12 protein-coding genes are annotated in these 12,149 nt (G+C 46.4%); 7 read left to right on the forward strand and 5 right to left on the reverse strand.

Annotated elements, in window-relative coordinates; genetic code table 11:
- Nucleotides 1-6: 6 nt before the first annotated feature.
- Genes ICE90_RS04420 through ICE90_RS04435 form a run of 4 tightly spaced genes read right to left on the reverse strand, consistent with a single transcriptional unit; the run spans nt 7 to nt 4,670 of the window.
- Nucleotides 7-798 (reverse strand): phosphatase PAP2 family protein, encoded by a 792-nt coding sequence (locus ICE90_RS04420; RefSeq protein ID WP_216191120.1) that lies wholly within the window; start codon nt 796-798, stop codon nt 7-9.
- 5 nt (nt 799-803) lie between these two features.
- Nucleotides 804-2,063: a glycosyltransferase family 9 protein gene (locus ICE90_RS04425; protein WP_216191122.1), complete on the reverse strand. Its 1,260-nt coding sequence runs from the start codon at nt 2,061-2,063 to the stop codon at nt 804-806.
- A gap of 17 nt (nt 2,064-2,080) precedes the next feature.
- Entirely contained in the window at nt 2,081-3,124 is a 1,044-nt protein-coding gene (locus tag ICE90_RS04430; protein WP_216191124.1) for a lysylphosphatidylglycerol synthase transmembrane domain-containing protein, read from the reverse strand.
- 49 nt (nt 3,125-3,173) lie between these two features.
- On the reverse strand, nt 3,174-4,670 hold the full coding sequence (locus tag ICE90_RS04435; protein ID WP_216191125.1) for a glycosyltransferase family 39 protein: 1,497 nt from the start codon (nt 4,668-4,670) through the stop codon (nt 3,174-3,176).
- Nucleotides 4,671-4,717: 47 nt separating this feature from the next.
- Here ICE90_RS04435 and ICE90_RS04440 point away from each other — a divergent pair, with 47 nt between their 5' ends.
- Nucleotides 4,718-5,515, forward strand: coding sequence for a DUF3047 domain-containing protein (locus tag ICE90_RS04440; protein ID WP_216191127.1), 798 nt, complete (start codon nt 4,718-4,720; stop codon nt 5,513-5,515).
- Between the two features lie 50 nt (nt 5,516-5,565).
- Here ICE90_RS04440 and ICE90_RS04445 read toward each other — a convergent pair whose 3' ends face one another.
- Nucleotides 5,566-7,833 (reverse strand): cation-translocating P-type ATPase, encoded by a 2,268-nt coding sequence (locus tag ICE90_RS04445; protein ID WP_216191129.1) that lies wholly within the window; start codon nt 7,831-7,833, stop codon nt 5,566-5,568.
- A gap of 51 nt (nt 7,834-7,884) precedes the next feature.
- Here ICE90_RS04445 and ICE90_RS04450 point away from each other — a divergent pair, with 51 nt between their 5' ends.
- From ICE90_RS04450 to ICE90_RS04475, 6 genes are all read left to right on the forward strand, one after another.
- Entirely contained in the window at nt 7,885-8,079 is a 195-nt protein-coding gene (locus ICE90_RS04450) for a heavy-metal-associated domain-containing protein (protein ID WP_215359601.1), read from the forward strand.
- Nucleotides 8,080-8,145: 66 nt separating this feature from the next.
- On the forward strand, nt 8,146-8,793 hold the full coding sequence (locus tag ICE90_RS04455) for a DUF47 domain-containing protein (RefSeq protein WP_215362906.1): 648 nt from the start codon (nt 8,146-8,148) through the stop codon (nt 8,791-8,793).
- Between the two features lie 80 nt (nt 8,794-8,873).
- Entirely contained in the window at nt 8,874-9,815 is a 942-nt protein-coding gene (locus tag ICE90_RS04460; RefSeq protein WP_255533308.1) for an inorganic phosphate transporter, read from the forward strand.
- A gap of 130 nt (nt 9,816-9,945) precedes the next feature.
- Nucleotides 9,946-11,034, forward strand: coding sequence for an iron-sulfur cluster carrier protein ApbC (gene apbC / locus ICE90_RS04465; protein ID WP_216191132.1), 1,089 nt, complete (start codon nt 9,946-9,948; stop codon nt 11,032-11,034).
- A 32-nt stretch (nt 11,035-11,066) separates the two neighbouring features.
- Entirely contained in the window at nt 11,067-11,582 is a 516-nt protein-coding gene (locus ICE90_RS04470) for a DUF3305 domain-containing protein (RefSeq protein WP_323483452.1), read from the forward strand.
- Nucleotides 11,582-12,148 carry a DUF3306 domain-containing protein gene (locus ICE90_RS04475; protein WP_216157206.1) on the forward strand — a complete coding sequence of 189 codons (567 nt, stop codon included), beginning with the start codon at nt 11,582-11,584 and terminating at the stop codon, nt 12,146-12,148. The genes ICE90_RS04470 and ICE90_RS04475 overlap by 1 nt, the downstream gene beginning before the upstream one ends.
- Nucleotide 12,149 lies beyond the last annotated feature (1 nt).

Genomic DNA, 12,149 nt, shown 5'->3' on the forward strand with positions numbered 1-12,149 from the left:
CTTGAATTATTCTGCCTTGGGAGGCGCTTGAGTAAATTGCGCCTTCACATAAAAGAGAAGTGTAGAAGCTAGAATCACGATTGAGACATATTGCAATGGCAGATTTAACTCTAGATCCATGATTTGGGTGAGGTGGGCATAAATTGCCACTACGCCTCCAAGAGCAATCAGATGCGACCAGATTTTTCTTGGTCCCAGTTGATTTTCCGGAAATCGATTAGCCGCTAAGGCCCCGAGCATTCCACACCAAATACCAACACCTGCGCCACCTAAAACGTCAGTAAGCCAATGAGCCCCTACAGCGCTGCGTGATAGACCCACTAAAGTGGCAAGCAAAAATAGCGGCAATAATAGGATGCGCCTTTCTTTAGCTGCGGAAAAGTACAGGGCGCTTGCAATAGCAAATGCGGTCAGAGTATGTCCAGACGGAAAGGCTTTGTAAAGTAGCGCTTCACCAATACGATGAAAGCTGCCATCAGTTAAGACGCCTGCAGGTCGGGGTAAATTAAACAAACCCTTTAAGGCTGTACTTGCTAATGCAGCTAGTCCGCCAGCAAAAATTCCAGCAGTCAGCATCCTCGGCGCAAGCAACAGTAATGGAAAGGTAAGCGCAAACACTCCCCAACCATTACCTAAAAAAGTAAGCCAAGCCCAAAGGGTGTCTGGCAGTAATTGTGTAAAGCGGTTAATGAATAAAAAAGTACTGCTTTGAAACTCGCCAAAGAAGATTGCGCAAGCAAGCGCAAGAGGGGCTAATGGAATGAACCACGCAAACGTGGGGATTGCTTTTTTGCTCATCTAGCTTAGCGAGCCTTTGCCTTATCAGCGTCTTGCAATTGCTTAATCACTTTATCCAGCACTTGTGGAACGGTGATGGCTTGCATGCACACGTTGTCCTGACAGGGGGTTTTACGGTGATTGGCAGCACTTACGCAGGGCGAGCAAGCTAGGTTGGCGGTGATCGCGATGGAGTTACCAACTGATCCATAAAGGGCTGGAGTCTCAGGCCCAAAGAGAACAACAGTTCTCAATGGCGTCACGGCTGAAAAGTGACCAGGACCAGAGTCGTTCGTAACCATAACATCTGATAGCGTGTACAACGGTGGCAGCTCAGCAAAGCCGACCTGTCCAGCAAAATTCAATGCATTTTTAACATTGGCAATAGCGCGAACTTTTTCTACGTAAACAAACTCAGCAGGTGAGCCAGTAATTAAGATGAGGTCGTAGGGATATTGCTGATGGATTGCTTGAATCAATTCAGAAAAACGCTGTTGTGCCCAACGACGTTGTGGAAGTAGATCACTTGCATTCGGATTAATGAGGATAAGGCGATCCTTCCCCGGGGTGTAATTGATGCGGGCCTCTTTAGCCATTTTTTCAATACGCTCGCGCACCTTTTCGAGCGCGCTTGGGTCGATGATGGCTTGCTCTAAGCGTACTTCAGAGTCCAGAATCTCAATCTTGCTGAATGGAACCTCTATTTTTTGTGCAAATGCTGCATGAATTAAGGATAGGAAATTTTTGGTAATGTGAATATGTGGGTTGTAATGCACCTTGCGAGTGAGCATGAAGCCGCGCCACAATCCTTCACCATGAAAAATGTGATAACCGACGCGACGACGAGCGCCACACATGCCAGTCAGTAGGGCGGTAAATCGAGAGAACAACTCTAGGTCAATAACGGTATCAATGCGGTGCTTGCGAGCAAGTATCAGAAAGCGCAGCGTATCTTTAATTAAGCCACCTAAGCTAGATGAGTCAATTGTGAAGATGTTTTCCGGTTTAACAGTGTTCAGCAAAGTCAGGCTGGCGCGATTGCTTTTGAAGATCAAGAAAAACAATTCCGCTCCACGAGCTTTCGCATTACGCATTGCGGGATCTACCAGAATGGCGCTTCCCATTTCCGAGAGTTCAATAAAGAGTAATTTTTTTGGAGTCTCTGGGCCGTGATTGAATATATTCTTTATGCGATCGATCAAAGCGATAAATGGGCTAACGATTGCACAAAGAGGTACACCGATCCAATGATCAATCGCGCGCATAGTGTTGACACTAATAGTCATATTTTGGCTCTAAAAAATTATTTTCGTTTTAATAAGAAATAGGCGCCTGGTAGCACCGATAAAACAGTAATTGCTCCGTAGCTAATAGAGGCTAATACTGTTAATGAGGGATTCACACCCCATAAGGCCAGAACCGATGAAAGGGTGGCTTCACGCAAGCCCCATCCCGAAATGCTAATTGGCAACATGAGCAACAGGCTGAGCGCAGGTAAGCCAATCATTAAACCTTCGATAGGTGCATCCACACCGTAAGCCTTAAGACAAAAGAGTAGCGTCAAAATAGTGAGGAAATGAATGCCAATTGCCAGGCATGCTTGTGCAATATTATTGGGCCATGCAAATGCTAACTGGATGCCAGGCATGGCGTTGTTCATATTGAAACGCTCTAAGAGTTTTTGCAGGAGTTCCTTGCTAGGCCCCCAGGCGAGTATCAGGGCAATCGCTACACCAGCTAGCAGCATGACTGCCATTACTGCGTAGCCCAAATCTTGACCCCAAGCTGCGAGTGTAGCGCCGCCCAATATCAAACCAATTCCGCCTAGTAAATTATTGCCCGCCAAGCCAAGAAGACGGTCGACAAGCACCATCGAAAAACTTAAACGCAATTTAGGGGTGGCGTGCTCAAGGTCTACTGAGTGATGAAGTTCATCGTCTAATTTTTTGGTTTCGGAGAGATTGCCGGTGCTAGTCAAATGCGTTGCAGTAATGGCGCGATAACTGTCGCCACCCAAGGTACTAGGCAGACCTTGGTTAATGAGACCGCCTGCAAAGTAGAGGCCAATGTAAGAGCGAATACGGCGGGGAAATCCCACCCTTTGCATAAACAAGCCCCAGCGATATCCGCCACAAATAAATGCCAATATCATGCTTGCTAGAGCCGCCAAGAACCATAGAGGCTGCATCTGAATATGGGCATCAAATAGTAAGCGCCAATCAATTCCACTCGTTGCTTTCCAAAGCAAAGCAACGGAGAGTAGCACGCGAATAGTAGGCCAAGCCTTCTTGAGAATGGATTTCCACCCCGATTGGGATTTAGGGGCGGGTTGGGCTTGTGAACTCATAAGCGTAAGGATAATGCCTCGGGCGCCTAAGGTCTTGAATTTGGGGGAATTACTCCGCTTGGGCAGGGCCTTGCCAATGACTGCAAAGGCTAAAGTCAAATTTAGATAGAACTCGGCCAAATCGTACGATTTCTAGGCTATCCAAGGGCTCGCAGGCTTGAAATGCAGATTTATTGCCTATAGGCAGAGGGTATGACATTCCAGACCAGTTAATCAGGAGTACATTTGCCCCTTTTGGTAAATCCCCAAACCAGAGATCAAACTGATCCTGTCTCTGGTCTAAAACATAAACTGGCATAGGCGAAGCGTACCAAGCAGCTCGACTTCCTAAGGTCCAGTTTTGAACAGCAATGCCATTGGCTTGAGTGGCCTTAGCAAGGTCCGCTGCTTTTTGACCCGCCACTTTCCAGCCATACAAATCAGCAATCGGATTGGATTTAATTGAGGTCGAACTAATGCCACCTGACAATACGTATCCAAAGCCGATACAACAAAGAGCAATTTGAATAAAAAATACAGTGCGAATCCAGTAACGATGTTGTGTAGCCCAAGCTTTTGCTAAACCAATTCCGGCAAATGGTGCGAGACAGAACCAGGCCGGTGAAGTCCAGTGAGGAAGTCCACCTCCGCCAGAGAGGCTGACAAAGATTGCAAATGGAATCAAAAAGAAGCCGAAGAGCGCAAGCAATGACTGTTTTGTGGCGTGCATGCAGTCTTTTAAAAACACAACAGACCCCAAAATAAAAAGAGGACCAAAGACCAGTATTTGAATGCCGATATAAGCGCCTAGCCTGCGCCAGAGCCATTCTCCACCGCCACCATGGGCAAGTTGATATTTGAATGAAATCCAATCGTTAGCCCAATTCCAATACAGGACGGGGGTGATCAGGAGTAGAGCGCTTAGTGTGGCAATCCAAAAACCTACTTTTGTGATCCATGGTTTTCTTGGTGTACTTAAAAATACTAATAGCAATGCAAGCGCAGTAAAAGCAGCTGTGTATTTACTTAACCCAGCCAGACCCAATAGGAGGCCAGTAATAATCCAATCGCCAATGCTAAATTGTTCTTTGCTTAGCCAACGCAAAGCCATCCACATCAGACCAAGGCTTAATGGCGCAAGCAATGTATCTGGGAGTAAACCGATTGCCAGAATGTGCAACATGGGTGCAGCGATAACTGTTAAGACCGCCATTAGTCCGCATAAGTTTGCTGATGGCAGTGCACTGGTGAGATAGCCAGCGTTGCGCCCACGAATAAAGTGGTGCACTTCAACCGTAACTTCATAAACTAAGTAACAAGAGAGAATCCACAACAACTCTGGAATGAGGCGAATAATGCCTTCTGAAGAAGTGAGTGTTACCAAAGGCCACTGAATCCAACCCACCAACGGTGGGTGATCAAAATAACTCCAGGCTAAATGTTGGGCATAGAGCGCATAGTGGGCCTCATCAACTGAAAACTCTATTGAAAAGCCAAGCGCTAAATGCACTACCGCGGCAATAAGGACGCAGATTGCAGCCCAGCTGGAAGGTGATTGTTGGCGCATACGATGATTTTAGACTTACAAAGACCATTCTTTGGGACAATTGAAACATGTTTAAGCAAGCTCTTACTCTTTTGGTTCTTGGTGCGGTCCTATTTTTGGCTGGATGTGCAGGGCTAGGCGGAGATTCTGTACAAAACGAGGCAGGACAGGCATTTAATGTGGATCAATTGCCGGCGCAAGAAGAGTTGCCAAAGTTCTCGGCTGAAACTGCGCGGGCTGGCATGCCTAATGGTTGGAATTTTTACCGCATTGCACCCTTTAAAAAGAACACGGTGTATCGCTTGGAAAACTATCAAGGTAAAACAGTACTGAGCGCTAATTCCAAAACATCCGCCTCCGGATTGGCTGTGAAGTTGCGCCCTCGTCAGGTCAATAATTTGTGGCTGCAGTGGGAATGGAAGGCAATCAGTTCAATCGTCAATGCTGATAATGCTGATGCTTATGCGGACGATGCACCGCTGCGTATCTTGGTTGCATTTGATGGCAATAAGTCAAAGTTACCTTTAAAAGAAAAAATGACTTTTGAGATGGCCAACCTCATTAGCGGGCAAGAAATGCCGTATGCCACATTGATGTATATCTGGTCTGGAAAATCCCCTGTGGATACCATCATTCCAAATGCGCATACCTCTCGCATCAAAATGATTGTGGTGGATTCTGGTTGGGATAATTTGGATCAGTGGCACAAGCATCAACGTGATTTAGCGGCTGACTATAAGCGTGCTTACGGTGAAAGTCCCGGCCAAATCATCGGTATCGCCTTATTGACTGATACAGACAATACCAAATCAGAAACGCGTGCTTATTACGGTGATATTGAACTTATTCGCAAGACTCAAAAATAAATAACATTCAAGTTGGCAACAACATGCAAGTAAGCGATATTTCTTATTTGTTAATGCGTAGGGCGCCAACGCTTGAGTAGAAGTGCGTTGCTAAGAACGCAAAAGCTCGATAAGGCCATGGCGCTACCAGCTAGCATCGGTGAAAGATATCCTAGTGCGGCCAAGGGAATGCCGGTAGCATTAAAGATAAAAGCCCAGAATAAATTTTGCTGAATCTTTTTCCAAGTCCGCTTGGAGATATCAATAGCATTTGCTACCAGAGTGGGGTCGCCTCGCATCAAGGTTATGCCGGCAGCTTGCATGGCCACATCAGTGCCAGTAGACATTGCCATACCCACATCTGCAGTTGCCAAAGCGGGGGCATCATTTACACCATCCCCTACCATTGCAACAAATTGACGCTCACCATCTTTTGATTGGAGTTGGCGAATGATTTCCGCTTTATTACTTGGCATAATTTGTGCAAACACTTCTTGAATGCCAATCGTGTTGGCAACACGATTGGCAGCGGCAATATTGTCACCAGAGATCATTACCGCTCGAATATGAAGATGATGTAGTGAAGCAACCGCTTGTTCAGCGTTATCTTTTAACTCATCACCAAATGCGATGATTGCAATGGGTGATGAAAGATTTTCATGACTCATTAATACTGAAACAGTTTGACCGGCATCAAAACAGGCTTGCGCCTTTGCAAGTATTGCGGAGTAATGGGGATTGTCTTTTAACGATGCAATGCTTTGTAGGTTCAGACTAAGGCCCAGAAAAACGCCAGCGCTTGGCCTACCGCTAATACCAATGCCGGGCAGGGCTTTGCTGTCTGTTGGCGTGATGGGATTTAAGCCCCTTTGTTTAGCAGCATCTAACAGTGCTTTTGCAAGAGGGTGCTCACTACCAAGCTGTAAACCTGCTGCACTCGCGAGAATGTCATCAACCGCATATGAATCACCAAAAGGAATAATTTCTAGTAGTCTTGGTTTGCCAATGGTGAGGGTGCCAGTCTTATCGAAGGCCACTACATTTAAGCGATGTGCCAACTCTAATACCTGCGGATCTTTAATGAGTATTCCAAAGCGTGCTGCAACGCCAGTCCCTGCCATGATGGCTGCAGGTGTTGCAAGACCAAGTGCGCATGGGCATGCAATGACGAGAACTGAAACTGCGCGCAATATGGCAACTGATGCAGAATCCAAATAAAACCAATTCGCCAATCCGGCAATGAGTGCAATCACAATCACGCTAGGAACAAAAATCGCACTAACTTGATCAACTAATTTTTGTATAGGCGCTTTTTGAGTTTGCGCATCCTCTACCAAGGAAATAATTTTTGAGAGAACGCTCTCAATACCTACCGCCTGGGCCTCAATCACCAACAGGCCCTCCCCATTAAGAGAGCCGCCGATAACTTTTTCACCAAGATGCTTTTTGACGGGGTCGCTTTCTCCGGTGAGGAGGGACTCATCAACATGACTGTTGCCAAGTAAGATGATTCCATCTACCGGTATACGTTCACCTGGCAACACTAAGATGCGATCTTTAGGGAATACTTGATCTAGAGGAAGATCGCGAAATTGGTCTAATGCAGAGTTCTCGCTGATAACAATATTACGATCGATGACTTTGGCATGCTCCGGCCATAGCTTTTGTAATGCGCGTATTGCTTCACTAGTTTGCTGCTTGGCTCTGGCCTCCAACCATTTACCAAGCATGACCATGCAGATAATGACAGCTGAACCTTCAAAATAGAGCTCGTGACTGGCATGGGGCGATGCAATCATTTGATACACGCTTAATCCATAGGCTGCACTCGTGCCGAGTGCGACTAATAAATCCATATTGCCAACACCCGACATCAGAGATTTGAAGCCCGCTTTATAAAAACGCCAACCTAAAAAGAATTGCACAGGAGTCGCAAGCAGTAGTTGCCATATCGGCGATAACGACCAATGAATGCCAAAAGGCATGAGGAGCATGGGTAAAAAGAGTGGGGCTGAAAGGGCAAAGCCTAGAATGACGCGACCCAGACCATCCGTTCCCCAGAACAATTTTGAGGGAGCTAATTCTGGAATGCCATGGGATGCGCTGATTTTGGCTGAATAGCCTGTTTTTTGTACTAAAGCGATGATGTCATCAATTTTGACTCCAGAATCCGCATTTATGCGAATTTTGGCCTGATCGGTAGCCAAATTCACGCTGGCTGCCTCTACCCCTGGAATCTTGTCTAGAGCCTTTTCAACCCTGCCAACACAAGAGGCGCAGGTCATCCCGCCTATATCAAGAGTAAATAGCTCTGAATTAGTGTCTTTTTGGGGATCCATATAGAAGATAATCTACTCTATACAAGCCATATTCAAACCGAAAGGGCCTATATGTTGAGTTTAAAAGTATCCGGAATGACCTGTGGGGGCTGTATTAATGCTGTGACACGGGCAGTGCAGGCTCAGGATCCTCAGGCTAAAGTGCAGGCAGATTTGGCAAGCCAGACCATTACTCTCGAAACCACTCTATCTGCCGCGCAGGCGAGCCAGCTCATCACAGATGCCGGCTTTCCAGTTGTTCAATAGCAATTGTTTAGAATGTCGGCAAACATAACAAAACCCGTAGTTTTTGCTCCTAAAGGATCGTGATTTATGTTCTTCAGTAAGTTAATGCCTCACGATGGTAATTTCTTCGAGCTATTCAATGAGCACGCTAGCAATATCGTTTCTGCCTCCGAATCTTTCTTAAAGTTTGTCGAGCATTACAGTGACGAAGTATTGCGTGCTAAATACACTCAAGAGGTCGACAAAGCAGAGCATGCTTGTGATGATGTTGTGAAAGAAGTGCATCGTCGTTTGCATAAGACCTTCATCACACCTATCGATCGCGACCAAATTTTTTCGCTCATCAATACGATGGATGACGTAGCTGATTTATTGCAAAACGGTACTGAAGCAATGCATTTGTATGATGTGAAGCAAATGACGCCTGAGATGTTGCAAATGGCGGAGCTTTGCAATCAGTGCTGCATCAGCATGAAGAATGCCGTTGCCACATTAAAAGACATTTCTGATCCAGAAGTAGCCAAAGCGGCATTAAAGACATGTGATGAAATTGATCACCTGGAGTCTGGGGCTGATCGCTTGCTATCTACTGCTATTACTAGGTTGTTCCGTGAAGACATCGAAGTGCGTGAGCTGATTAAGTGCCAGCGCATTTATGAGTTGCTCGAGGAAGTTACCGATAAATGTGAAGACGTTGCCAACTTGGTTGAAGGCATCGTTCTTGAAAACTCTTAAGGCGAATTAAGTTGCCAGAGACAGAAGTAGCCTTTTGGGTTGTAGCGCTATTAGTAGTGCTAGCTCTTGCATTTGATTTCATGAACGGCTTTCATGATGCCGCTAACTCAATTGCGACCGTAGTTTCCACTGGCGTTTTAAAGCCACAGCAGGCGGTAGTGTTCGCTGCCTTCTTTAACTTTCTTGCAATATTCATCTTCCATTTAAGTGTCGCCGCCACTGTGGGCAAGGGAATTGTGCTTCCTGCCGCGGTGGATCTCCACGTAATCTTTGGCGCGTTGGTTGGCGCCATCATCTGGAACTTAGTGACTTGGTTTTATGGCATTCCATCAAGCTCTTCTCATGCCTTGATTGGTGGGTTGCTAGGAGCGGCGTTGCCTAAGGCGGGACTTGCCGGCTTAGTTTGGGCGGGTATTTTAAAAACCGTTGCTTTTATCTTTATCTCCCCATTGGTTGGATTTCTTTTGGGCTCTTTGATGATGTTGTTGGTGTCATGGGTTTGCCGAAATGTCACTCTCTCTAAAACCGATCGCTGGTTCCGCCGTCTGCAATTAGTTTCAGCTGGCGCATATAGTCTTGGACACGGCGGTAATGACTCACAAAAAACGATTGGTATTATTTGGCTGCTACTCATCATTACTGGCTATACAGATGCCAGCGCAAGCATGCCGCCGATATGGACTATTATTTGTTGCTACATTGCGATTGCATTAGGCACGATGTTTGGTGGTTGGCGCATTGTAAAAACCATGGGTCAAAAGCTGACAAAACTCAAACCAGTAGGTGGTTTCTGCGCTGAGACTGGTGGCGCCATCACTTTGTTTGCGGCAACAGCCTTGGGTGTTCCTGTTTCGACTACCCACACAATTACTGGGGCTATTGTCGGCGTTGGTTCAACTCAGAGAGCCAGCGCGGTGCGCTGGGGTGTCGCTGGAAACATCGTTTGGGCCTGGATCTTCACCATCCCAGCCACGGCTTTGATGTCGATGGCAGTTTATTACCTGAGTTTGCTGATTTTCTAATGCGGTAGACGGAAGGTGATCAAGGTCGCTTTCAGCAAATATTGGCAGCTACGAGTAAGCTAGCGCTAATTAAGAAAAATACTAAAAACCTAGAAGTCCATTCTAAGGTTATCCATATTAGGAGAATGTAGTGTCGGTTACACCAGAGTTGGTACAAGCAGCGCTAAAAAACTTAGTTGATCCCAATACGAAGATCGATTTTGTTACGGCAAAGAATATTAAAAATCTCCGCGTAGACGGCGGCGATATTTCTTTAGATATTGTGCTGGGATATCCCGCTAAAAGCCAGTTTGATTCGATTCGTAAATCGGTAATTAATGCCTTGCGTGAATTATCAGGCGTCAAAAATGTGAGCGTCAATATCTCGAGTCAAATCGTAGCGCACGCGGTACAACGGGGAGTGAAGTTATTGCCCGGCGTAAAAAATATTATTGCAGTCGCTAGCGGTAAGGGTGGGGTAGGGAAGTCCACAACAGCCGTGAATCTGGCCTTAGCTCTTGCAGCTGAAGGCGCGCAGGTCGGCATCCTGGATGCAGACATTTACGGCCCAAGCCAGCCAATGATGCTGGGCATCACCGGTAGACCAGACTCTATTGAAGAAAATACGATTGAGCCTATGGAAGCTTATGGTTTGCAGGCAAGCTCAATTGGTTTTCTGATTGATGATGATGCCCCGATGGTTTGGCGTGGTCCGATGGTGACTTCAGCGCTAGAGCAGTTACTTCGCCAAACCCGTTGGCGTGATCTGGATTACTTGATTGTGGATATGCCACCTGGCACAGGTGATATTCAATTGACTTTGGCGCAAAAGGTTCCCGTCACAGGCTCAGTCATTGTGACCACGCCTCAAGACATTGCACTACTAGATGCTCGTAAAGGCCTGAAGATGTTTGAGAAGGTGGGCGTACCCATCATTGGCATTATTGAAAACATGAGCACTTATGTTTGCACTCAATGCGGACACGAAGAGCACGTGTTCGGCACTGGCGGTGGTGAAAAAATGTGTAAAGAATACGCAGTAGATTTTTTGGGCTCCTTGCCCTTAAACCTTTCGATTCGTGAGCAGGCTGATGCTGGGCGCCCAACAGTAGTGGCTGACCCAGACGGCGCGATTAGCGCAATCTATAAAGGCATTGCTAGACAGGTCGCTATCCGTGTTGCTACTCTATCTAAGGATATGAGCAGTAAATTTCCGAACATTGTGATTCAAAACACCTGAGGCTCTGAACATTTATGCGCTTTGCAGTACTAATGCGTAAACAGAATATCGATAACCCATGGGTCTCGTTTCGCTGGGTACCTCAGGAAGTGTTGCCTGATTTTGGGCAATTCAATAGTCAGCAAAGTAAATCCATTGTGGGTCAGTTTCTTGGGCGCGATGCCGATGGTGAATCCTGGTTATTTACAGGTTATGAGCTTGATCTCTTTCCGGACGAGGCTGAGGGCTACTATCTCAATGTTTCTGCTACAACTCCTGCATGGTTTGTCATGTGGCGCTTGGAAGAAGATATTGAGCGCTATATCGATGAGCAATCACTCTCCTTGGCAAAGTCTGAGACTTCGTTTGCAGTGCCCCATCGTATTTGTGTTAGTTATAACGAAGCCGCTCGCTTGCTGGATGGCGGTGAGTCGGTTGATACGATTCCGCTGAGTGAGCAGCATGCGTCATGGTTGCAAGAGTATGTCAATGACAACTATCGGCCGGAACCTAAAAAACGCCATAAGCCTGCTTCATTTAAGGGCGCTCAACGCCCTATGGAGGAATAATGGCCGATGGATTTCTGGGGCGTTGGTCTAAGCGTAAAGCTGGTAAAGAAGATGTCTCGCTAGAGAAAAAAGTAGAGATTCCTAAAGAAGCTTCTCAGACTACATCCATTGAGGGCGCTCAAGAGGCCGCACCTCCGCCAGTTACCCTAGAGGATGTAGTCAAGATCGATCGTTTTGATCCAGACTTTTCTGCTTTTATGAAGCCAGATGTAGACCCCGCTGTTCAGCAGGCTGCCCTAAAGAAAATGTTTACCGATCCCCATTTCAACATCATGGATGGATTGGATATTTATATTGATGACTACAGTAAACCGGATCCGCTGCCACCTGGAATGCTTGAGAGAATGGTGCAGAGCGATATGCTCAACCTTTTCCGCAAACCAAGCGAAGAGCTTACTCAGGAATCACAACAAAGCGTGAACAAAGCGCCTAGCCCCCAACTTGAGGGCGACACAGTGACAGCCCAACAGCAAACTGATTTAACATCCACACAACAAAAATCTACAGATCAGTTGGAAGAAGTGCCCAATAAGGTCTCAATAGAGTCTGAACAGAAAAAAACCTAAG

Origin of the sequence: Polynucleobacter sp. AP-RePozz3-80-G7 (assembly GCF_018882145.1) — a bacterium.
Taxonomy (GTDB): domain Bacteria; phylum Pseudomonadota; class Gammaproteobacteria; order Burkholderiales; family Burkholderiaceae; genus Polynucleobacter.

Coding starts and splice junctions, on each gene's coding strand:
- ICE90_RS04420 (WP_216191120.1), bottom strand. CDS start 798: ATGAGCAAAAAAGCAATCCCCACGTTTGCGTGGTTCATTCCATTAGCC.
- ICE90_RS04425 (WP_216191122.1), bottom strand. CDS start 2,063: ATGACTATTAGTGTCAACACTATGCGCGCGATTGATCATTGGATCGGT.
- ICE90_RS04430 (WP_216191124.1), bottom strand. CDS start 3,124: ATGAGTTCACAAGCCCAACCCGCCCCTAAATCCCAATCGGGGTGGAAA.
- ICE90_RS04435 (WP_216191125.1), bottom strand. CDS start 4,670: ATGCGCCAACAATCACCTTCCAGCTGGGCTGCAATCTGCGTCCTTATT.
- ICE90_RS04440 (WP_216191127.1), top strand. CDS start 4,718: ATGTTTAAGCAAGCTCTTACTCTTTTGGTTCTTGGTGCGGTCCTATTT.
- ICE90_RS04445 (WP_216191129.1), bottom strand. CDS start 7,833: ATGGATCCCCAAAAAGACACTAATTCAGAGCTATTTACTCTTGATATA.
- ICE90_RS04450 (WP_215359601.1), top strand. CDS start 7,885: ATGTTGAGTTTAAAAGTATCCGGAATGACCTGTGGGGGCTGTATTAAT.
- ICE90_RS04455 (WP_215362906.1), top strand. CDS start 8,146: ATGTTCTTCAGTAAGTTAATGCCTCACGATGGTAATTTCTTCGAGCTA.
- ICE90_RS04460 (WP_255533308.1), top strand. CDS start 8,874: ATGAACGGCTTTCATGATGCCGCTAACTCAATTGCGACCGTAGTTTCC.
- ICE90_RS04470 (WP_323483452.1), top strand. CDS start 11,067: ATGCGTAAACAGAATATCGATAACCCATGGGTCTCGTTTCGCTGGGTA.
- ICE90_RS04475 (WP_216157206.1), top strand. CDS start 11,582: ATGGCCGATGGATTTCTGGGGCGTTGGTCTAAGCGTAAAGCTGGTAAA.